The organism is Streptomyces venezuelae (genome assembly GCF_008642355.1).
Lineage (GTDB): Bacteria > Actinomycetota > Actinomycetes > Streptomycetales > Streptomycetaceae > Streptomyces > Streptomyces venezuelae_B.
The window spans coordinates 530,347-550,739 of record NZ_CP029193.1 but is presented as its reverse complement, the minus strand read 5'-3'; the positions used below and the strand labels follow the sequence as shown (position 1 = coordinate 550,739).

The following is a 20,393-nucleotide window of genomic DNA, read 5'->3' as shown; positions in this document are numbered from 1 at the left end:
GTTCCACGGGCCGCCCGGTTCGAGCACGGCAGGTCACGGGAGACGCGGAGTCCCGACAGCGGGACACACCCCCTCCCACCGCTCCGCCGCTCGCACCGCGCCCTCCCTCTTCCTCCCTCCCCGCGGCCCCGCGCCTCTCAGCAGTCGACAGTCGACAACCGCCCCTACGCGACCCCCTCGTGACGGGAACCCATGTCCTCATCTGTTGATCAACTCGCCTCCCCCCGCGCCGGGCTCCCCCCGGGCGCCCCCGGCTCCGTGCGCTACGGGCCGAACCCGGTGGAGAACCCGGCACTCGGCAAGGTGTTCGCCGAAACCCCGGGATGCACGCCCGAACGGCTCGACGACGTGCTGGACGACGCGGCCCGCGCCTTCCCCGGCTGGGCGGCCACCCCCCTGGCGGAACGCCGCGAGTGGCTCCACTCCTGTCACCGCGCCCTGCTCGGTGCCGTGGACCCGATGGCCGAACTGCTCACCAGGGAACAGGGCAAGCCCCTGAAACACGCCAGGGCCGAAGTCCGCCTGGCCGCCGACTGGTTCGCCCGCACCGCGGAGCTGGGGCTCACGCAGGAGCGGCTCGTCGACGAGACCGACGCCCGGATCGACCTGGAGCGCGTGCCCCACGGCGTGGTCGCGGCGATCGCCCCCTCGAACTACCCCGTCCTGCTCGCCGTCTGCAAGATCGCCCCCGCCCTCCTCGCCGGCAACACCGTGGTGCTCAAGCCGTCCCCGGACACCCCGCTGTCCAGCCTGATGATGGGCCGGATCCTCGGCGACGTCCTGCCCGCCGGCACCTTCGCGGTCGTGGACGGCGACGTCGAGCTCGGCGCCCGCCTGACCGTCCACCCGGCGGTCCGGCTCGTGTCCTTCACCGGATCGGTCGGCGCGGGCCGCGCCATCGCCCGGCAGGCCGCGGCCGACCTGAAACGGGTCGTGCTCGAACTCGGCGGCAACGACCCGGCCGTCGTCCTGCCCGGCACCGACGTCCTGTCCGTCGCACCGGACCTGTTCGCCGCGGCCATGACCAACAGCGGCCAGTTCTGCGCCGCGGTCAAGCGCGTCTACGCGCCCCGAGCGACGTACCGCAGGCTCGCCGAAGCCCTGGCGGAGAAGGCGCGCACCGCCATCGTGGGTGACGGGCTCGATCCGGCCACCGAATACGGCCCGCTCGTCAGCCGCGCCCAACTGCACCACGTCGCGGGCCTGGTGGACGACGCCGTGGCGGCGGGAGCCGACGTCCTGGCCGGCGGCGGGCCACTCGACGGACCGGGCCACTTCTATCCCCCCACCGTCGTCACCGACCTGCCGCCCGGCAGCCGCCTCGAAGAGGAGGAACAGTTCGGCCCGGTGATCCCCGTCATCCCGTACGACGACGTGGACCAGGTCTTCGCACAGGTCAACGCCTCGACGTACGGGCTCGGCTGCTCCCTGTGGGGCGACGAGGAACGGGCGCGGGAACTGGCCGGGCGACCTCAGTGCGGAACCGTGTGGATCAACACGCACGGCGCCCTGCGGCACGACGTGCCGTTCGGCGGCCACCGGCACTCCGGGATCGGCGTCGAGTACGGCGCCTGGGGTCTGAACGAGTACACACAGCTCAAGGTGCACCACAGCGCGCTTCGCCTTCGCCCTCGCCAAGCAGATCGGGAGACGTCATGAGTGACAGCACGGTGGTCCGCGTCGACGGTACGGACGGCATCGACCTGACGGGAGTCAAGGTGTTCGTCGGCGGCCCCATCCAGCACGCGATCCGTGACGACGGCTTCCACCAGCCGTTGCAGCACGCGATCGGCGACATCATCGAAGCCGTCACCGCCGCGCACGGCACCGTCTTCTCCGCCCACGTGGCCGAGAAGTTCGGCGTCGACACGCCCCTGTTCTCGCCGGACCAGGTCAGCGTCCGCGACATCGGCTGGATGCGCCGCTGCGACGTGTTCGTACCGGTGCTGCCCGTGGACGCCGCCGGTGAACTGATGCGCACCGACGGCACCCACGTCGAACTCGGCTGGGCCTCCGCCCTGGACAAGCCCATCGTCGTCGTCACCCCGATGCCGATGGCGGCCAACGCCAGCCACCTGCTGCGCGGGCTTCCGTCCGTCGCCGACGTCACCGTCTTCGACCTGGAGGAGGCGCGGGCCAACCCCGTCGAACTGCTCCGGCTGCTCGAAAAGCTGGGCCAGGAAGCAGTGATGGCGCCGTGACGGCAGCCGAGGACGGAGCGAATGGAGCCGAGGCGCCCGGGGCCGCCGCCACCGCGGCCCCGGTGGAGATCCTCGGCCTGCGCCTGAAGTCCCCGGTCGTCGTGGGCTCCGGCCTGCTGACCGACCAGGAACGCAACATCCGGCGACTGCTCGACGGCGGCGCGGGGGCCGTGGTCACCAAGACCATCCACCCCAACCCCGGACCGCCCGGCAACGAACGCCTGCTCCGGCTGCCCACCGGCATGCTCAACAGCACCACCTACTCCCGCCGTTCGGTGGACGACTGGTGCGCGATGCTGCGCCGGTTCGCCGACGACGACCTGCCGGTGATCACATCCGTGCACGCGGACTCGCCGGCCGAACTCGCCGACCTGGCCGAGCGCGTGACCGAGGCGGGCAGCACCGCACTCGAACTCGGCATCTCGTGCCTGAACGAGGAGGACGGCGGCCTGGAGGACACTCCCGAGCGCGTCGCCGCGTACACGGAGGCGGTGCGCAGCCGCACCCCGGTGCCGATCAGCGTCAAGCTGGCCATCGGGGAGCGGGTGCGGGAACGCGTCGACGCCGCCACGGCCTCCGGCGCGGACGCACTCACCCTCAGCGACACCATCTCCGGCCTCGCCGTCGACGCGGACACCGGGGAGGTGCGCCTGGGCGGCGCGTTCGGCTACTCCGGGCCCGGCATCAAACCACTGGTGCTCGCCGAGATCTACGGCCTGCGCCGCGACGGCCTGACCGTGCCCGTCATGGCGAGCGGCGGCGTCAACGACGCCGTGGACGTCGCGGAGTACCTCAGCGTCGGCGCCGACGCCGTGCAGGTCTACACGGTGCTGCACAAGAACATGCACGCCACGCTCCGCGCCATCCGCCAGGGCTTCGACGACTGGCTCGCCTCGCACGGGGGCACGGTCGCGGACCTGGTGGGACGGAGCATCAAGGGGGCATGAGGTGAACGCGATACGGCAACGCGCCACGGACGTGCCGCGCTACGGCGACCTGACCAGCGCGCAGGTCCGACAGGCCATGGACGGCGCCACACTCGTGTGGCCGGTGGGCGGCCTCGAACAGCACGGCCCCCACCTGCCGCTCTCCGTCGACATGGACATCCCGGACGCCCTGGCCCGGCAGGTGGTCGCGGAGGCCGGCGGTCTGCTGCTGCCCGGCCAGCCGTTCTCGGCGAGGTCGCTGCCGCAGAGCGGCGGCGGCCTGCACTTCCCGGGCACCGTGCACATCGGCGGCAGCACGTTCATCGACTACCTCACGGACTGCCTGACGTCCCTCGCCCGCCTCGGACCCGCCCGCCTCGTCGTCATCAACGGGCACTACGAGAACGAGGGCCTGCTCTTCGAGGCCATCGACGACTGCGCCCAGGCCACCCTGTTCCCGGACACCGAGGTGCTCGCCTTCAGCTGGTGGAGCCTGGTCACCGAGGAGTGGCTCGACGAGCACATCCCGCACTTCCCGGGCTGGCACGCGGAGCACGCGGGCCTGACCGAGACGAGCCTGATGATGTACCTCCGCCCCGACACCGTCCGCGCGGAACGCCCCGGTCACGACGCGCCGCCGCCCGCGGGGGTGTACCGGCACCCCGTCGACGTGGACGCGATCTCGAACCAAGGGGTGCTGTCGTCCGCCGTCGGTGCCTCCGCGGAGCTGGGGGAGAGCCTGTTCCGGCACCTGGTCGACGGCGTCGTGCACCTTCTCGGCAAGCCGCCCCGGGACTCCTGAACACATCAGTACGCGACCGCATGAACGCCACCTCCAGGGAGCTATGTCAATGCCATCGACCAGGCCGTACGAGGACTACGACGTGTGCGTCGTCGGGCAGGGCTACGTCGGCGTCACCCTTACCGCCGCACTGCTGACCACCGGCAGAAGCGTGCTCGGCTACGAGACCAACCCCAAGGTGGCGGCCGAACTCGCCCGGGGCGTACTCGAACTGGCCGAGCCCGGCGTCGAGGAGGAGATCAGGGGCGCGGCCGCGAGCGGTGCCTTCGGTGTCACCACCGACGTGCGCGGCCGGAAGCTGCCGCCGGTCGTCATCATCTGCGTCGGCACACCCATCGAGACCGGCGGCACCACACCCGACCTCAGCCATCTGCGGGCCGCCACCGAGGCCATCGCGGGCGGCATCGACGAGACGACCCTCGTCATCGTGCGCAGCACGGTGCCGGTGGGCACGTCACGGAGCCTGGTGCTGCCCATCCTGAGCGAGCGGGTCCCCGAACCGCTGATCGCGTACTGCCCGGAGCGCACCATCCAGGGCCAGGCGCTGGCGGAGCTCCTCTCCCTGCCGCAGATCGTCGGCGGTCTGAGCGACGAGGCGGGCAAGCGGGCCGCCGAGTTCTTCGGCACGCTCTCCGACCAGGTCGTGCCCGTCTCCTCGCTGGAGGCCGCCGAGCTCGTCAAGCTGGTGTGCAACTGCCACACCGACCTGATCTACGGCTTCGGCAACGAGGTCGCCCTCATCACCGAGAAACTGGGCCTGGACGCGCGCGAGGTCATCGACTCCGCCAACCTCGACTATCCGCGGCCCAACCTGCACAAGCCGGGCTTCGTGGGCGGCAGTTGCCTCACCAAGGACCCGTACCTGCTCGCGCACTCGGTCGCGGCGTACGACCACGTCCCGCAGGTGATCACCGCCGCCCGCACCCTCAACGAGTCCATGCCGCGCAGGGTCGGCGAACGCGTCCTGGCCGCGCTGTCGGAACAGGGCGTCGACCCGGCCGACGCCAGGATCCTGATCTCCGGCTTCGCCTACAAGGGCCGCCCCGAGACCGACGACCTGCGCGGAGCCCCCTACGAACGGCTGCTGCCGTTCCTCCAGGGGCGGGTCAAGGAGATCGTCGGCCACGACTTCGTGGTGCCGGCGGCCCGCATCGAGTCGCTCGGCGTCCGGCCCGTCGACCTCACCGAGGGCTTCACCGGAGCCCACGCGGCGATTCTCTTGAACGACCACGTGCGCTATGGAGACGTCGACGCCGCCGACCTGGTGGCGCGCATGGCGGAACCGGCGCTGGTCTACGACACCTGGCGGGTCCTCCCGTCCTCGACGAAGGCGATGAGGCTCGGCCGTGCGTAAGAAGATCCTGATCACCGGAGGAGCCGGCTTCATCGGCCTGCACCTGGCCCGCCGTCTCGCCGCCAGCTGCGACGTGACCCTGCTCGACGACTTCAGCAGGGGCCGCTCCGACGCGGAACTCGCCGAACTCCTCGGCTCCGTCGAACTCGTCGAGCACGACCTGACCACGCCGATTCCCGACGGACTGCTCGGGGACGACTACGCCGAGGTCTACCACCTGGCCGCCGTCGTCGGCGTCGCCGAGTCCAACGACAACCCGCGACGGGTGCTGCGCACCAACCTGCTCACCACCGTCCACCTCCTCGACTGGTTCTCGGGCCTGACCGGCGCCACCCTCTGCTTCGCCTCGTCCAGCGAGGCCTACGCGGGCAGCGTCGAGGCCGGCGTCGCGTCCGTCCCCACGGACGAGGACGTGCCGCTGATGGTCCCCGACCTGACGGTGCCCCGCTCCTCGTACGGCTTCAGCAAGATCACCGGCGAGCTGCTGTGCCGCACGTACGCGCGCACCCACGGCTTCGCACTGCGCATGGTCCGCTTCCACAACGTCTACGGGCCGCGCATGGGGTACGACCACGTGATCCCGCAGTTCGTGGAGCGGCTCCTCGGCGGCGCCGACCCCTTCGAGATCTACGGCGCCGATCAGACGCGCGCGTTCTGCTACGTCGACGACGCGGTCGACGCCATCGTCGCGCTGACCGCGCTGCCCACCAAGGAGCCGTTGCTGGTCAACGTCGGCAACGACCAGGAGGAGGTCCTCATCAGGGATCTGGCCCGGCACGTCTTCGACGCCCTGGACCGCCACCCGGCCCTCGACGTCCACCCGGCGCCCCCGCTGTCCCCGGCCCGCCGCCTCCCCGACATCGCCCGGCTGCGCGAACTGACCGGATACAGCCCGGCGGTACCGTTGTGCGAGGGGCTGCGCCGCACCTGCGAGTGGTACGCCCGGCACCCCCGGGCCGCCGCCGCGCACGGAAGCGGAGCGTGAGCGGCGTGCGCGTACGGTACGTCCACCGCGGCTACTTCCCGGCGCGCGCCGGGGCCGAACTGATGACGCAGTACCTCGCCGCGTCGATGAGCCGCCTCGGCTGGGAGGCCGGGATCTACTCGAACCCGGTCGACGAGGACACCGCGGCGTTCATGCGCGGCTCGGGCGTCAGCATCCAGCCGCTGCCCGCCACACCCGACGACACCGACCGGGCGGATCTGGTCCACGCCATCGACGCGTTCCACCCGCAGGACATCGCGGCGGGACTCGACCTGGCCCGCGCCTGGAGCGTGCCGTTCGCCGTCACCCCGGCGTCCGCCCCCGACGTCTGGCCGGACCGCGAGACGGTACTCGACGGATGCCGGAACGCGGACGCCGTCTTCGCCCTGTCCGAGGCCGAGCGCGACATGCTCCGCGACGCGGGCGTCGACGGACGCAGACTGCACATCATCGGCCAGGGTCCGCACCTGCCCGGCACCCCCGACCCCGAAGGGTTCCGCCGCGCGCACGGCATCGAAGGGCCCATGGTGCTGTTCCTGGGGCGCAAGACGCGCTCCAAGGGCTACGTCACGCTCCTGGAGGCCACCGAACACATCTGGCGCGACCACCCCGACACGTCGTTCGTGTTCCTCGGCCCGCGCTGGGACGACGACTGCGCCGAGCACTTCGCCCGGTACGCGGGCCCGCGCGTCATCGAGCTCGGCATGGTCGACGAGGACGTCAAGCACAGTGCCCTCGCCGCCTGCGAACTGCTGTGCGTGCCCTCCACCGTCGACCTGTTCCCGCTCGTGTACGTCGAGGCCTGGGCCTGCGGCAAGCCCGTCGTCGCGTCCACCTTCCTCGGCAGCGCGGAGATCGTCGCCCACGGCCGGGACGGCCTGCTCGTCCGCCCCACCCCCCGGACGGTCGCCGACGCCGTCAACCGGCTCCTCGCCGACCCGGACGAACGACGCGCCATGGGAGAACACGGCCACGACAAGGTGCGCCGCGAACTCGGCTGGGACGCGGTCGCCGACCGGGTCCACACCGTCTACCGCACGCTGACCGCCGCCCGGAAGCAAACGGAGAAAGCCCGATGAGAGCAGTGGTACTGGCCGGTGGCGTGGGCCGGAGGTTACGGCCGCACACCCTGACCATCCCCAAACCCCTCGTACCCATCGACGGCACACCGATCCTGCACATCATCCTGGCGCAGCTGCGCGGTGCCGGTTTCACCCACGTGTCGCTCTCGCTCGGCCACCGGGCCCACATGATCGAGGCGAGCTTCACCGGGAACCAATGGGCCGGCCTCGAACTGGACTTCTTCCTGGAGGAGGAGCCGCTGGGCACGGCGGGCCCGCTCGCGCTGCTGCCGCCCTTCGAGGACTCCACGCTCGTGATGAACGCGGACCTGCTCACCGACCTCGACTTCGCCGAGCTGATCGCACGCCACAAGAAGTCGCAGGCCGCCGCGACCGTCGCGCTCAGCCGCCAGTACATCGACATCGCGCACGGCGTGGTCGAACTCGACGACGACCGCGAGGTGACCGACTTCCGTGAGAAGCCCCGGCTCAGCTTCCTGGTCAACGCCGGCATCTACGTACTCGAACCGTCCCTGCTGCGGCTGCTCACACCCCGCGTCCGGGACGACATGCCCGCCCTCCTCGACCGCGCCCGCACCGAGGGCGAACGCGTCGAGGGCCATGTCATCGAAGGGGACTGGCACGACATCGGCACGCCCGAGCAGCTGAACCGGGCCGCCGCGGCCTTCCGCAACGACCGCGCCCGCTACCTGGGCCGCGGCGCGGCGGCCGTCCTCGGCGCGGGCACCGGAGCGTTCCAGGAGGTGGGATCCGGATGACGGCGTTCGACATCGCGCTGTACCGCCCGCACATCGGACAGGCCGAGATCGACGCGGTCACCCAGGTCCTGCGCTCCGGCTGGCTCTCGAACGGGCCCGTCACCGAGGACTTCGAGGCCAAGTACGCCGCCGCGCTCGGCGTCGGGTCCGCCGTCGCCGTCAGCAGCGGCACCGCCGCCTTGCACCTGGCCTTCCTGAGCCTGGACCTCGGTCCGGGCGACGAGGTCGTCCTGCCCTCGCTGAACTTCGTGTCGGCCGCCGCGACCGTCGCCCTGTCCGGCGCCACCCCCGTCTTCGCCGACGTCAAGGGCGCGCACGACCTGTCCATCGACCCCGAGGACGCCGCCCGCCGCGTCACTCCGCGCACCCGGGCGATCGTCGCCATGCACTACGGCGGCCACCCCGCCGACCTGACGGCTCTCGCCCGCCTGGCCCGCACCCACGGCGTCGCCCTCGTCGAGGACTGCGCCCACGCCCCCGTCACCGACTCGCCCCACGGCATGCTCGGCACGGTCGGCGACATCGGCTGCTTCAGCTTCTTCGCCACGAAGAACCTGGCCATGGGGGAGGGCGGCATGGTCGTCGCCCGCGACCCCGCCGTCGCCGACCGCATCCGACGGCTGCGCTCGCACGCCCTGACCGTCAGCGCCCAGCAGCGCCACCACGGTGGCTCCTCCCTGTACGACGTCGACACCCTCGGCCTCAACTACCGGCCCACGGAGATCGGCTGCGCCCTCGGCCGCGTACAGCTCGAAGCCCTCCCCGCGGGCCAGGTCCGTCGGCAGGAAGCGGTCCAGATGTACCGCGAGCAGCTGGCCCCGCTGCCCGGCATCACGGTGCCGTACGCGGACCGGCCGGTGGAGGAGAGCGCCCACCACCTGTTCGCGGTGGTGCTGCCCGCGGGCACCGACCGCGACGCGCTGCAGGACAAACTGCGTGCCGCCCGGATCCAGAGCGGTGTCCACTATCCGCCCACGCACCTGTTCTCCGCCTACCAGCGGCGCGGCAGGGGAGGGCCGTGCCGGCTCCCCGTCACCGAGGACGTGATGGCGCGTCAGCTCTCCCTGCCCCTCCACCCCGGCATCGGCAAGGACGAGGTGCGGCAGGTCGTCGAGGCGGTGAGCGACGCGTGGCCGGAGACACCGTGAGCGGCGGGCGCGTCACGTTCGCCGACGGCGCCCTGTACCGGGACGGGCACCCGTACGTCAGTGTCGGCGTCAACTATCACCCCTCGCCGACCGGGTGCGAGTACTGGCGGGAGTGGGACGGCGACCGCATCGACGACGACTTCCGGCGGATGGCGGCGGAGGGCCTGAACACCGTGCGGTTCTTCGTCTTCTGGGCCGACTTCGAACCCAAGGAAGGCGTCTACGACTCCACGGCGACGGACCGGCTGCGGGAGCTCGTCCGGACGGCGCGGCGGCACGGCCTGCTGTGCCTGCCCTCCCTCCTGACGATCTGGATGAACGGCCAGCGGTTCGACCTGCCGTGGCGCGACGGCCGCGACCTGTGGCGCGACCCGGACCTGCGCGAGCGGCAACGCGCCTTCGTCCACCACATCGCCGCCGAGCTCCGGGACGAGCCGAACGTCCTCGCGTACGACCTGGGCGACGAGGTGATCCACGTCGACTCCAGGTCGTCCGCCTCCCTCGGGCCCGACGAGGTGCGCGCGTGGTGGGGAATGCTCGCCTCGTCGATCCGCGACGCCGACCCGGACGCCCTGGTCCTCCAGGCCAACGAGCCCTCCGCGGTCCTCGGCGGCCACGCCTTCCGCCCCGAGCACGCCGACAGCCTCGACATGGTGGGGCTGCACGGCTTCCCGGTGTGGACGCCGTTCCACGTCGAGTCCGTCGCGGCCCGCAAGGCCACCGCCTTCGTGCCCTACCTGGTGCGGCGGGGCAGCGCCCACCGGCCGGTCTACGTCGACGAGCTGGGCAGCTACGGCTGCGACGGGACCACCGCCGCGCGGTACCTGCGGGCCGCCTCCCACTCCGCGTTCGCGGCGGGTGCCGTCGGCACCGCCGTCTGGTGCTGGCAGGACTTCACCACCGAGCGCAAGCCCTACGCGCTGCGGCCCAACGAGCGGCGCGTCGGCCTCCTGGACGCGGACGGCGGCGAGAAGCCCGTCCTCGCCGAGTACCGGGAGTTCATCCGGCGCGTGACCGGGGAACTCGCCGGGTTCAGGCCACTGCCCGCCCCGGTGGGCGTGTTCGTCCCCGAGGCCGAGGAGCAGGAGGAAGCCGGATACCTGACGCCCTCGGGCAGCGACGCACCCGCCGCCTTCTACGCCCACCTCCTCCTTCAACAGGCCCATCTGCCCTATGAGTTCACTGGACGCGACCCGGAGCTGGAGCGGCACGCGCTGGTGATCTGCCCCTCCGCGCGTACGCTGTCGCTGCCGGACCGCCGCCGCCTGGCCCGGTACGTCAGCGCCGGGGGAGTGCTGCTGTACTCCACCGGCAGCCTCCTCGACGCCGCCGGCGACGAGGACCTCTTCGGCATCCGCGTACGGGACTTCACACGCGCCGACGACACCCACGCCGAGTTCACCTGGGCGGGCACGCGCTTCCCGCTGCGCTGGGACACGGGCCCGATCCCGGTGATCGACACGGCGGGCGCCGAGACACTGGCCGCGTTCGCCGACGGTTCACCCGCCCTGACCCGCCACCGCCTCGGCGAAGGCAGCGTCTACTACCTCAACGCCCCCCTGGAGGCGCAGCTCAACGCCCCCTACCGCCTGGACGAAACCGACTGGCACCGGCTGTACGAAGCGGTCGCCGAGCAAGCGGGCGTCCGCGCGCCGCTCACCGCGGAGGACCCGTCGGTGGAGACCACGGTCCTCGGACGCGGCGACGAACGCTGCGGCGTTGTCATCAACCACGCCCCCGAACCGGTGGACACGGTCCTGCGGCGCCACACGGCGGACGGCACCACGGAGAGCGAGAAGCCGCTCCACCTCGAACCCAAGGACGTACGCCTGCTGTTCTGGCACGGCGACGAGCCGCAGCGGCCCGAGGGGCGGCAGCCGTGATCATCGACGCCCACGTGCACGCGGGGGAGTACTACCGCCACTACACGGCCCGCTTCGCCGAACAGATGACGGCCACCACCGACCTGGCGCCCGAGGACCTCACCGCGCCCGAGGCCAAGCTGCTCGCCGAGATGGACGCCGCGGGCGTCGACCGCGTCTTCCTGCTCGCCTTCGACGTGCGGCGCGTCGAGGGGTTCTCGGTGCCGAACGAGTTCGTCGCCGACCTGTGCGCCCGCCACCCCGACCGCCTGACGGGCTTCGCCTCCGTGGACGCGGGCACCCCCGGCGCGGCGGAGCGCCTGCGCGAGGCCGTCACCGATCTGGGCCTGCGCGGACTGAAGACAGCCCCCTGCTACCTGCGCATGTCACCCGCCGACCGCCGGTGGTACGACGTCTACGAGACCGCCGCGGAACTGGACATCCCCGTCCTGATCCACACCGGCTACACGCCCTCCCGCAACGCGGCCCCCCGCTTCTTCTCCCCGCTCCTCGTCGAACAGGTGGCCAAGGACTTCCCCGGCCTGAAGGTGATCCTGGCCCACCTCGGCACCCCTTGGACCGGCCCCTGCGTCGAACTGCTCGCCCGACACCCGGACCTCTACGCGGACCTGTCCATCTTCGGCTCCTACCAGCCGCCCGCCGTCGTGGCCAGGGCCCTGGCCCACGCCCGCGACCGCGGCGTCCTCGACCGGCTCCTGTGGGGCACCGACTTCCCCTTCGCGTCCATGACCGGGTCCGTGGCCCGCACGGCGGAACTGGCCCGCGACCCCGGGCCGTGGCCCGACGGCAGCGACCCGCTCTCACCGCGTGAGTACGAGGACCTCATGGGCGGCACGGCGGCGCGGCTGCTCGCCCCCACCGCACCGCACGCTGCTCCGGTCCCCCCACCCCACCGATGACTTGAGGTGTCATGACCTTCGTCCACGGATACGAGTTCGACGCGATGTCGCGCCGCCCCCTGTACGGCGACGTCACCCAGCGTCTGGTCGACATCTGCGAAGCCCCGGAGGGCGGCGTCGTCGCCGACGTCGGATGCGGCTCGGGCCTCGCCACCGAACTCCTCCTGGAACGCTCCGCGCACGTCGGCTCCATCATCGGCATCGACCCGTCGGAACACGAACTCACCATCGCGCGAGCCCGGTTGACCGACCCCAAGGTGCGCTTCGTGCAAGGGCGCGCCCAGGACGTCGAGTCCCTGACCGGACCGGTGGACGTCGCCGTCCTGAGCAACGTCATGCACCAGATCCCGGCCGACGAGCGCGGCGCGGTGCTCGCCGGGTGTCACCGCCTCCTCGCCCCGGGCGGACGCTGCGCCCTGAACACCCTCTTCTACGAGGGGGCCGTGCTCCCCGGGACCCGGCCCTTCTACACCCACTGGCTGCGCGCCACCCGCGCCGTCCTGCGGGACCGCGGCACGGACCTCGTCCTCGTGCGCGAGCGGCCCGTGGCGATGCAGACGCTCACACCGCGACAGCACGAAGACCTCTTCGCCGACGCGGGGTTCTCCCAGACCAAGTCCGAGGAGGCCGAGTACACGTGGACGCTCGCAGACTGGGAGGCGCTCTGCGCGTACTCGGTGTTCATCGAGGGGGCCACCGGCATCAGTGACCTCGCCCTCGGCTCCGACGCGCTGATCCGGGGCCTGCGCACCACCTTCGAGGAACTGGAACTGAGCGGGGTGCCCCGGCGCTGGCTGTTCACGTGGGGCGTCAAATGAGTACCGCCCCGCGCGGCGACGCCCCGCTCTCGTACGCCCAGCAGGGCATGTGGTTCCTGGAGCGCCGCGCCGGACACGCCCGCCACACCGTCGCCGTGACCTTCCGTCTCGTCGGCGACCTCGACGCGGCGGCCCTGCGGGCGGCCATCGAGGACGTCGTCGACCGGCACGAGGCGCTGCGCACCTGCTTCCCCGTCGTGGCCGGCCTCCCCGTCCAGCGCGTGGTCCCACGGGTCGAGGTGCCGCTGCCCCTGACGGATCTCACCGCGCTCCCCGAGGCGGAACGCGAGGCGGCGGCGGCACGGTTCCTGGCGGAGGACCTGCGGCGCCCCTTCGACCTGGTCCGCGGGCCCGTGGTGCGGGCGGCGCTGCTCGGCCTCGGGCCGCGCGAGCACATCCTCCGCGTCTCCTCGCACCACCTGGTCTCCGACGCCTGGTCGTGGTGGGTGGTGATCCTCCGGGAACTGGAGCAGCTCTACACCGCACACCTGCACGGGCGCCCCTCGCCCCTCCCGCCGGTGCCCGCCCAGTACGGGGACTTCGCGCGACGGCAGCATGAGTGGCTCGACGGTCCGGCCGGTGCGAAACAACTCGCCTACTGGAAGGAGGTGCTGGCGACCGCGTCCCCCTTGCCTCCGCTCACCCTGGCATCTCCTCCGGCATCCCCCTCGGGGCCTCCCTCGGCGCCTCCGGAGGCCGAAGAACCCTCGCGCACCCAGTGGACGGCCGTTCCCCAGCCCCTGTACGACCGGCTGCAAGCGACCGCACGGCGTGAGCACGTCTCCCTCTTCATGCTGCTGCTCGCCGCCTCCAAGCGCATGCTGCGTCGCCATGTCGACACCGACGACATCCTCGTGGGCACGCGCGGCGGATTCCGCAGCAGCGCCGAGTTCGAGAAGGCCGTCGGCCTCTTCGTGAACCTGCTGCCGGTACGGACCCACGTGGCCGCGGACGCGGACTTCCGCGACCTGCTGCACCGGGTCCGCCGGAACCTGATCGGCGCCTACACCCACCGTGACATGCCGTTCGAGCGGCTCGTGCAGGTCCTCGGGCTGTGGCGGCCCGGCTTCCGGCCGGTGATCGGCGCCTGCGTCACCTTCCAGACCGCACCGGAGGTGCCGCCCGCCCTCGAAGGCCTCGACACGACGCCCATCAACCACGACCCCTTCTCGGCGCACCCCTTGGACCTCGGCTTCTTCGAGGAGGCGGGCGCACTGCGCGTCCTGCTGGCATACGACCCGGCCCAGTACGACGACAAGGCCGCCGCACGCCTCCTCGACGACCTGCACGAGGAGCTCGACGCAGGCTGCCGTGAACTGGAGGACGCATGAGAGCGCTGCGATGGCACGGCACACGCCGCGCGGAGGTCGCGGACGACGTCGCCATGCCCCGTGTCGAGGAGCCCCGGGACGCCGTCGTCCGGGTCGTGCGCAGCGCGATCTGCGGCACCGACCTCCACCCGTACCGCGGCGAGATCGACGGCTTCCCGGCGGGAACGGTCACGGGCCACGAGTTCACCGGCGTGGTCGAGGAGACCGGCCCCGAGGTACGCGGCCTCCGCGCCGGTGACCGGGTCGTCGCCTCGGACATCATCGCGTGCGGGCACTGCCGGTCCTGCCGCCACGGCTGGCACTACCAGTGCGACCGGGTGGGCCTGTTCGGCTATGCGACCGTGGTGGGCACGCGGGCCTACGCGGGCGGGCACGCCGAGTTCGTGCGGGTGCCGTTCGCCGACACCGTGCTGTTCCCGATCCCCGACGACGTCGGCGACGAGCGGGCGCTGTTCGTCGGCGACGTCCTCGCCACCGGGTACGCGTGCGCCGTGGGCGCCGGGGTGCGTCCCGGGGACACGGTGGCGGTGGTCGGCTGCGGGCCCGTGGGCCTGCTGGCCCTGGAGGTCGCCTGGCTGCTCGGTGCCGCCAGGGTGCTCGCCGTCGACCCGCTGGAGAGCCGGCGGAAACTGGCCGCCGAACGGGGCGCGTACCCGGTGCCGGCGGCGCCCGACGTGGCACGGCAGGTCGCCGACCTGACCGAGGGACGTGGCGCGGACGCCGTCCTGGAGGCCGTGGGCACCGACGCGTCGCTGCTGACCGCGCTGAACGTCGTGCGCCCGCGCGGGACGGTCTGCGCCGTGGGCGCCCACGCCTCCGACGCCATGCCCATGCCGACCCGGCTCGCGTTCGCCAAGGAGGTCACGCTGCGCTTCGCGGTCGGCGACCCCGTCGGCGACTTCGAGCCCCTGATGAACCTGGTGCGCGGTGGCCGCGTCGACCCGACGTACCTCATCTCGCACCGGATGCCGCTGTCGGAGGCCGCCGAGGGCTTCCGGCTCTTCGACGCGGGCGAAGCCAGCAAGGTGGTGCTGATCCCATGACGGCGCCACCGTCCCGGACGCCCACGTCCACCGCGGACCAACCACACATCAGCCGCACATGGCCGCACATCAAGACACCTGGAGGAACAGTGACGGACAACCTGGCCGCTCAGTCCCCGTCCACGTCGGGCGACGCGGAAGCGGCGGCGGAAGTGGTGCGCAGGATCTGGGCGCAGGTCCTGGAGGTGAGCCCCGACTCCGTCGACGTCCACCACAGCGACTTCTTCGAGATGGGCGGCTATTCGCTCCTCGCGCTGCAGGCCATCGGGAGGATCCTGGCGGAGTACGGGGTCGACGAGGTGGAAGCGGTGGAGTGGGAGGGCGAACTCCTCAACCGCCTCTTCGAGAACGCGACGCCGATGACACAGGCGGAGTTCCTCGCGGAGAAGGGCTGCGGCACGCCGAGTGCGGCGAACTCCACGCACGTGTGAGCAGCGGCATGTGAGCCGGGAAAGGGCGTCGGGCCGGGGCAACCGCCCCGGCCCGACGCCCTTTCCCGTGCTGGCGGCAGAAGGTCACCCCACTGCGGCCGCCCTCTTCTGACCGGCACCGGCCGCGGTGACCGCGGCGTTGACGGCCCGGTGTGCCTCCGTGGCGATGCGTTCGCCGTCCGCCGCGCTCCTGGCGCACACGACGATGCCCAGCGAGGGCCGGTGTCCCGTGAGGGCGCGGACGGTCGACGGGTAGGCACGGACGCCGCGCGCCCACAGTTCGTCGAAGACGGGCCGGATGTGCTCCTCGTAGGACACCGGGCCCGACAGTCGCAAGGGCAGCGCGTCGTTGACGTACGCGACCGGCACCTCGTCGGCCCACCGTTCCGCGAGGGCGACGGCGTGCATGGCGCCGGAGCGCCGGGCGTTGATCTCGGTGACGTAGAGCGCGTCATCGAGGCCGCGGAGGCAGTCGACCGTCATCCAGCCCCGGTAGCCGAGGGATTGCGCGAACGTGTGGACGGCGGTGCCGAGCGCGGCGAGCCGTTCCTCGAGGTCCGGGTCGAGGACTCCGGGCCCGAGTGCGAGGCTGCGGTACCGCAGTCCGTCGACGCCGAGCATGCTGTACTCCATGCGCGGCACCGCGCCCTCGTCGACGAGGACGTCCACGGCGGGGCAGTCGGTGCCGTGCGCGATGTAGTCCTGCACGGTGAGCGGGAACGTGCCGAAGAACGGCTCGCGGCGCAGGGTCTGCCAGAAGCGCCGTACGGTGCCGTCGGCATCGCCCCGCGCGACGGCGGAGCCGTAACCCCCCACTCCGTACATGCTCTTGACCACGGCGCGACCGCCGTTGCCCACGATCGTGGTGACCGCGCCCTTGAGCTGTTCCCAGCTGGTGACGGAGATGCCGCGCGGCACGCGGAATCCGGGGATGTGCGAGGCGAGGTCGACACAGCACAGCTTGGATTCCAGGTACTCGTACGACCAGTAGTGCTCCGGTCCCGCCACGTCCAGGCGCACCTCCCGCCCCTGACTGCGGAGCACGGAGGCGAGGGAGTACAGGTCCGGCGACGCGCCGAAGGACAGGAGCCGCACCTCCCGCACCCCGTCGGTCGCGGCGGCGAGGGCGGCCAGCGCCCGGTCGTCGTCGAGCAGGTCGCGGATCAGACGGCCGGTGCGCGGCAACGGGGATATGACGTCAGGCACGGAACTGCCGAGACCGGCGTGGACGTGCGTCAGCCACTCCTGGGAGTAGCCGGCGGGCAGCACGAGCACGCGGTCCCCGGCACTCCAGAACACACACTGATCGGTGTATCCCGTGCCGTGCTCGACGAGGTCGTTTTCCACACCCGGGTCGAAATCCAGCAGTTCGCGTTTCAGGTTGAACTCGACGACGTTCGGGACCACCAGATCAATGGTGTCGGGCATGCTTTCCTGCCTTCTTTCCCAGCGGCTCTCAACGGCCCCTAGTAGCTCGAATGCACACCGGGAGTGAGCAGATGCTTCTCCGGCCCTTGCAGGGCCGGAGAGAAGACGCACATCAGCGTCATGCCGTGTTCCGAGCGGAGTATGTGCGGCTCGCCCATGCCCGGGGCGTACAGCATTCCCGGCTTGATGTCGAACAGGCCGTCCGCCGTCTCCACGGAGCCGGCGCCGGACACGCAGTAGCAGACCTCTTGGTGGTTGTCGTACCGGAGGTACGACTCGCTGCCGGGCTGTACGTACGTCTCGGTCAGGCTGAAACCCAATTCATCGGCCTGAACGAGCAGCCTTCGGCTCGTTCCGTTGCCCCAGTCCACGTCGTATTCGCTTCCGACGACATCTTCAACCGAGCGAACCAGCAAGGTACACCTGCCCAGGAGTCGGTATTTCCGTGAGGGTCGGGTAACGAGTCTATGGAAATCCGCATCGGTATTCCACGGGAAGTACGGGTATGCCCACCTGGCTATGCCTTTCGGCACCGTGGGCATCATGTCGGGTTGCGTCGCCCGGCTTCTATAAAACCTCGCCATCGTGCCCGGGCACTATTGCGCGGAGGGCGACGAGCTTCATCTACCCGCTGCGCAGGCCCGGATGAGGCGTCGTGCTGAGTCTCCGCAGCATCGCGTTGCGCCGCTCCAGGGCCGGGGCGGTGGTCGGGAAGAGCATGGCGTCACCGTCGCCGACCTTGTCCTGATGGGCCGTCACGAACGGGCGCGTGCCGTGCTCGTACGCGGCGAAAGCGGCGGCGTGGTCCCTGCCTGCCAGAGCTTGGGCGAGCCTGTACGCGCCGACGAGCGCGAGGCTCGACCCCTGTCCGGTCAGGAACGACGGCGCGTACGCGGCATCGCCGACCAGCGCGACCCGGCCACTGGACCAACGGGACATGCGGATCTGGCTGACCACGTCGAAGAACAGGTCGTCCGCGTCGCGCAGGGCCGCGAGCATGCCGGGAACCTCCCACCCCGCGTCGGCGAACACGCGGGCCACCAGCTCGCGTTGGGCCCGTGGGTCCCGGAAGGCGCGGAACGGCGGCTCGGGGTGCGCGAAGTTGAGGAAGGCGTGCACGTGACCGTCGCCCCCGGCGGCGTAGAGCGCCGCGGCTCGGCCCGGGGTGTTCCACATCATGACCTCGTCGCGGAGCCCGAAGGCGTTGCGCAGGGTGAACCCGGCGAAGCAGTGGCCGAGGTAGCGGTGGAACTGTTCCTCGGGTCCGAACAGGAACTCACGGGTGCGTGAGTGCACGCCGTCCGCGCCGAACACCATGTCGAACGTACGGCCGGCGCCCCCGCGGAACGTGACGTCGACCCCGTGGTCCGACTGGTCGAGCGTGTCGACGCGGTCGTCGAACAGGAACTCCACGTCGTCACGTACCGCTCTGTACAGGGCCTCGGTGAGATCCCCGCGCCGCACCTCCAGATCCTGTCCGCCGACACCGCCGGTGAGGCGGTGCGGGTCGACCGACGCCACCTCGGTGCCGTCGGCGTCGAGGAAGGTCAGCCGACGCAAGTCGATGTGGGCGTCCCGCAGTTCGGGCAGGAGGCCCATCCTGCGGACGACCTCAACCGCGGTGCCGCGGATGTCGATGGGGTAGCCGCCGCCGCGCAGGGTGCTCGCCTTCTCGACCACGGTGACCGCGTATCCGCGGCGGATCAGCCAGAACGCGAGGGCGGGTCCCGCGATGCTGGCCCCGGAGATCAGCACGCGGGGGCGGGAGTGGGCCGGGGAGTGGGTCCGGCTGGTAGAAGTCCGGGTGGAGGTCATTCCTCGACTCCCTTGGTCAGGGTGCGGGTGACGAGCAGGGACAGCGCGGTGACGACGGCGGCCAGGACGAAACCGACGACGAACGCGGACTCGGCCGGGTCGTCCGCCCCCGCGGGGGTGCCCGCGGTGAGAATCGCGCCGCTGACCTGCACACCCACGGCGAAGCCGAGCACACGGGTCACCAGGACGAGACTGGTGGCGATGCCGGTTTCCTCTCGGTCGACGGAGGTGGCGGTCCTCGTCACCATCGCCGTGACGCACAGGCCGTTGGCGAACGCGACGAGCACCTTGCCGAGGACGAGGTGCCAGATCTCGCCGTGCACGGCCGCGAGGCCGGCCAAGGCGGCGACCATGAGGGCGATCCCGAGGGTGGCCACGGCACGCGAACCGTGTCGCCGCGCCCCCATCCCGCTGATCGGCCCGGCCAGTGACGCGGCCACGGCGCCCGGCAGCAGGTAGAGACCGATCTCGGTGGCGCTCGCCCCGAAGCCGTACTCGTCGGCGGAGACCGCGAACAACTGGGGCAGCAGATAGACCGGTACTGAAGTGCCCGCACAGATCACGAACGTCAGCACGCACGACTTCCAGACCGCCGGCCGCGCCAGCATGCGCGGATCGACCATCGGCGAGGCGGCGTGACGCTCCACCCGGACCCACGCCGTCCCGAGGCCGGCGAGTACCAGGACGAGCGCGCCCAGGGCGAGGGGCTGTGCGCCGGCGTCGGGCGCGAGCACCAGCACGAGCATGAGCGTGACCAGGGTTCCGCTGAGCAGGATCAAGCCCGGCCAGTCGACCCGCGAGCCGTCCGGCCGGCGCGGCGCGTCCTCCGGCATCAACGTGTTCACCAGCACCGTGGCGACGGCGACCGCGATCGTCGGCAGCGCGAACATCCAGTGCCGGGACAGCCCTTCCGCCACGGGCCCGGCCGACAGCGTGCCCGCCATCCCGCCCGCCACGAACAACCCGCTGACCACCCCGATGGCCACCTTCGACGCCCCGGCGGGGAGGTGTTCGCGCACCAGGATGAACGACAGCGGCAGCGCGCCCACCATCGCTCCCTGCAGCACCTGACCGAGCAGCAGCACCGGCAGGTTCGGCGCGAGGGAGGAGACGAGCCCGCCGGTGGAGACCACCGCCATCAGCCGTATGAGGACCCGTTTTCCACCGTGACGATCGCCGAACCTGCCCGCGACCGGCGTGACGAGCGCGCCGGTGACGAGCAGCACGATGCTGAGTAACGCCCCTTCGGCGGGGCTCATGCCGAGATCGCGTTGCAGGAGGGGGAGCGTCGGTGTCACCACCGACTCCAGGGCGCCGGTGGCGACGGCCAGCAGGCCGAGGGCGCCGACGGCGGCTTTTCCGATGCGGGCCGGGGGAGCGAGCGTTGTCGTTGCGCTCATGAAGGTCCTTTCAGTCCGTTCGGGGGCATCGAGAGCGGCATCCACTGAGCCGGGGCCAGAACTGCACTACACCGTGCAGTGTAGTTCGG

The 20,393-nt window shown here is 71.6% G+C and carries 19 protein-coding genes; 15 read left to right on the top strand and 4 right to left on the bottom strand.

What is annotated here, in order from left to right:
- Nucleotides 1-192: 192 nt before the first annotated feature.
- The 15 genes from DEJ47_RS02395 (at nucleotide 193) to DEJ47_RS02325 (ending at nucleotide 15,661) form a co-directional block, all read left to right on the top strand.
- Nucleotides 193-1,659, top strand: a complete 1,467-nt coding sequence (locus DEJ47_RS02395) for an aldehyde dehydrogenase family protein (RefSeq protein ID WP_150164450.1) — start codon at nucleotides 193-195, stop codon at nucleotides 1,657-1,659.
- Nucleotides 1,656-2,201 (top strand): nucleoside 2-deoxyribosyltransferase, encoded by a 546-nt coding sequence (locus tag DEJ47_RS02390; protein WP_150164449.1) that lies wholly within the window; start codon nucleotides 1,656-1,658, stop codon nucleotides 2,199-2,201. The genes DEJ47_RS02395 and DEJ47_RS02390 overlap by 4 nt, the downstream gene beginning before the upstream one ends.
- Entirely contained in the window at nucleotides 2,198-3,148 is a 951-nt protein-coding gene (locus tag DEJ47_RS02385; RefSeq protein WP_161234662.1) for a tRNA-dihydrouridine synthase, read from the top strand. Before DEJ47_RS02390 ends, DEJ47_RS02385 begins: the two co-directional genes overlap by 4 nt.
- A 1-nt stretch (nucleotide 3,149) precedes the next feature.
- Nucleotides 3,150-3,929, top strand: a complete 780-nt coding sequence (locus DEJ47_RS02380) for a creatininase family protein (protein WP_223828198.1) — start codon at nucleotides 3,150-3,152, stop codon at nucleotides 3,927-3,929.
- Nucleotides 3,930-3,978: 49 nt separating this feature from the next.
- The gene (locus DEJ47_RS02375; RefSeq protein WP_150164447.1) at nucleotides 3,979-5,283 is read left to right on the top strand and encodes a nucleotide sugar dehydrogenase; all 1,305 of its coding nucleotides are present in this window, start codon (nucleotides 3,979-3,981) and stop codon (nucleotides 5,281-5,283) included.
- Complete coding sequence (locus DEJ47_RS02370) at nucleotides 5,276-6,268, top strand: NAD-dependent epimerase/dehydratase family protein (RefSeq protein ID WP_150164445.1); 993 nt, start codon at nucleotides 5,276-5,278, stop codon at nucleotides 6,266-6,268. Before DEJ47_RS02375 ends, DEJ47_RS02370 begins: the two co-directional genes overlap by 8 nt.
- Before the next feature lie 5 nt (nucleotides 6,269-6,273).
- The gene (locus DEJ47_RS02365; protein ID WP_150164443.1) at nucleotides 6,274-7,347 is read left to right on the top strand and encodes a glycosyltransferase family 4 protein; all 1,074 of its coding nucleotides are present in this window, start codon (nucleotides 6,274-6,276) and stop codon (nucleotides 7,345-7,347) included.
- Complete coding sequence (locus DEJ47_RS02360; protein WP_150164441.1) at nucleotides 7,344-8,108, top strand: sugar phosphate nucleotidyltransferase; 765 nt, start codon at nucleotides 7,344-7,346, stop codon at nucleotides 8,106-8,108. Before DEJ47_RS02365 ends, DEJ47_RS02360 begins: the two co-directional genes overlap by 4 nt.
- Nucleotides 8,105-9,256 carry a DegT/DnrJ/EryC1/StrS family aminotransferase gene (locus DEJ47_RS02355; protein WP_150164439.1) on the top strand — a complete coding sequence of 384 codons (1,152 nt, stop codon included), beginning with the start codon at nucleotides 8,105-8,107 and terminating at the stop codon, nucleotides 9,254-9,256. The genes DEJ47_RS02360 and DEJ47_RS02355 overlap by 4 nt, the downstream gene beginning before the upstream one ends.
- Nucleotides 9,238-11,139: a beta-galactosidase trimerization domain-containing protein gene (locus tag DEJ47_RS02350; RefSeq protein WP_161234665.1), complete on the top strand. Its 1,902-nt coding sequence runs from the start codon at nucleotides 9,238-9,240 to the stop codon at nucleotides 11,137-11,139. Before DEJ47_RS02355 ends, DEJ47_RS02350 begins: the two co-directional genes overlap by 19 nt.
- Nucleotides 11,136-12,038, top strand: coding sequence for an amidohydrolase family protein (locus DEJ47_RS02345; protein WP_161234666.1), 903 nt, complete (start codon nucleotides 11,136-11,138; stop codon nucleotides 12,036-12,038). The genes DEJ47_RS02350 and DEJ47_RS02345 overlap by 4 nt, the downstream gene beginning before the upstream one ends.
- Before the next feature lie 11 nt (nucleotides 12,039-12,049).
- Nucleotides 12,050-12,856 (top strand): class I SAM-dependent methyltransferase, encoded by an 807-nt coding sequence (locus DEJ47_RS02340; RefSeq protein WP_150164431.1) that lies wholly within the window; start codon nucleotides 12,050-12,052, stop codon nucleotides 12,854-12,856.
- A complete protein-coding gene (locus DEJ47_RS02335; protein ID WP_150164429.1) occupies nucleotides 12,853-14,187 on the top strand; it encodes a condensation domain-containing protein in 1,335 nt (444 codons plus the stop codon). Before DEJ47_RS02340 ends, DEJ47_RS02335 begins: the two co-directional genes overlap by 4 nt.
- Nucleotides 14,184-15,230, top strand: coding sequence for an alcohol dehydrogenase family protein (locus tag DEJ47_RS02330; RefSeq protein WP_150164427.1), 1,047 nt, complete (start codon nucleotides 14,184-14,186; stop codon nucleotides 15,228-15,230). Before DEJ47_RS02335 ends, DEJ47_RS02330 begins: the two co-directional genes overlap by 4 nt.
- 89 nt (nucleotides 15,231-15,319) lie before the next feature.
- Nucleotides 15,320-15,661 carry an acyl carrier protein gene (locus DEJ47_RS02325; protein ID WP_190415236.1) on the top strand — a complete coding sequence of 114 codons (342 nt, stop codon included), beginning with the start codon at nucleotides 15,320-15,322 and terminating at the stop codon, nucleotides 15,659-15,661.
- A gap of 84 nt (nucleotides 15,662-15,745) precedes the next feature.
- Here DEJ47_RS02325 and DEJ47_RS02320 read toward each other — a convergent pair whose 3' ends face one another.
- The 4 genes from DEJ47_RS02320 to DEJ47_RS02305 all read right to left on the bottom strand — a co-directional run bounded on the left by DEJ47_RS02320 (nucleotide 15,746) and on the right by DEJ47_RS02305 (nucleotide 20,304).
- A complete protein-coding gene (locus DEJ47_RS02320; protein WP_150164423.1) occupies nucleotides 15,746-17,089 on the bottom strand; it encodes a hypothetical protein in 1,344 nt (447 codons plus the stop codon).
- 38 nt (nucleotides 17,090-17,127) lie between these two features.
- On the bottom strand, nucleotides 17,128-17,631 hold the full coding sequence (locus DEJ47_RS02315) for an ectoine synthase (RefSeq protein WP_150175382.1): 504 nt from the start codon (nucleotides 17,629-17,631) through the stop codon (nucleotides 17,128-17,130).
- Between the two features lie 82 nt (nucleotides 17,632-17,713).
- Nucleotides 17,714-18,904 (bottom strand): FAD-dependent monooxygenase, encoded by a 1,191-nt coding sequence (locus tag DEJ47_RS02310; RefSeq protein ID WP_150164421.1) that lies wholly within the window; start codon nucleotides 18,902-18,904, stop codon nucleotides 17,714-17,716.
- The gene (locus DEJ47_RS02305) at nucleotides 18,901-20,304 is read right to left on the bottom strand and encodes an MFS transporter (protein WP_150164419.1); all 1,404 of its coding nucleotides are present in this window, start codon (nucleotides 20,302-20,304) and stop codon (nucleotides 18,901-18,903) included. Before DEJ47_RS02305 ends, DEJ47_RS02310 begins: the two co-directional genes overlap by 4 nt.
- Between the last annotated feature and the right edge of the window lie 89 nt (nucleotides 20,305-20,393).

Coding starts and splice junctions, on each gene's coding strand:
- DEJ47_RS02395 (WP_150164450.1), top strand. CDS start 193: ATGTCCTCATCTGTTGATCAACTCGCCTCCCCCCGCGCCGGGCTCCCC.
- DEJ47_RS02390 (WP_150164449.1), top strand. CDS start 1,656: ATGAGTGACAGCACGGTGGTCCGCGTCGACGGTACGGACGGCATCGAC.
- DEJ47_RS02375 (WP_150164447.1), top strand. CDS start 3,979: ATGCCATCGACCAGGCCGTACGAGGACTACGACGTGTGCGTCGTCGGG.
- DEJ47_RS02360 (WP_150164441.1), top strand. CDS start 7,344: ATGAGAGCAGTGGTACTGGCCGGTGGCGTGGGCCGGAGGTTACGGCCG.
- DEJ47_RS02355 (WP_150164439.1), top strand. CDS start 8,105: ATGACGGCGTTCGACATCGCGCTGTACCGCCCGCACATCGGACAGGCC.
- DEJ47_RS02340 (WP_150164431.1), top strand. CDS start 12,050: ATGACCTTCGTCCACGGATACGAGTTCGACGCGATGTCGCGCCGCCCC.
- DEJ47_RS02335 (WP_150164429.1), top strand. CDS start 12,853: ATGAGTACCGCCCCGCGCGGCGACGCCCCGCTCTCGTACGCCCAGCAG.
- DEJ47_RS02330 (WP_150164427.1), top strand. CDS start 14,184: ATGAGAGCGCTGCGATGGCACGGCACACGCCGCGCGGAGGTCGCGGAC.
- DEJ47_RS02320 (WP_150164423.1), bottom strand. CDS start 17,089: ATGCCCGACACCATTGATCTGGTGGTCCCGAACGTCGTCGAGTTCAAC.
- DEJ47_RS02315 (WP_150175382.1), bottom strand. CDS start 17,631: ATGCCCACGGTGCCGAAAGGCATAGCCAGGTGGGCATACCCGTACTTC.
- DEJ47_RS02310 (WP_150164421.1), bottom strand. CDS start 18,904: ATGACCTCCACCCGGACTTCTACCAGCCGGACCCACTCCCCGGCCCAC.
- DEJ47_RS02305 (WP_150164419.1), bottom strand. CDS start 20,304: ATGAGCGCAACGACAACGCTCGCTCCCCCGGCCCGCATCGGAAAAGCC.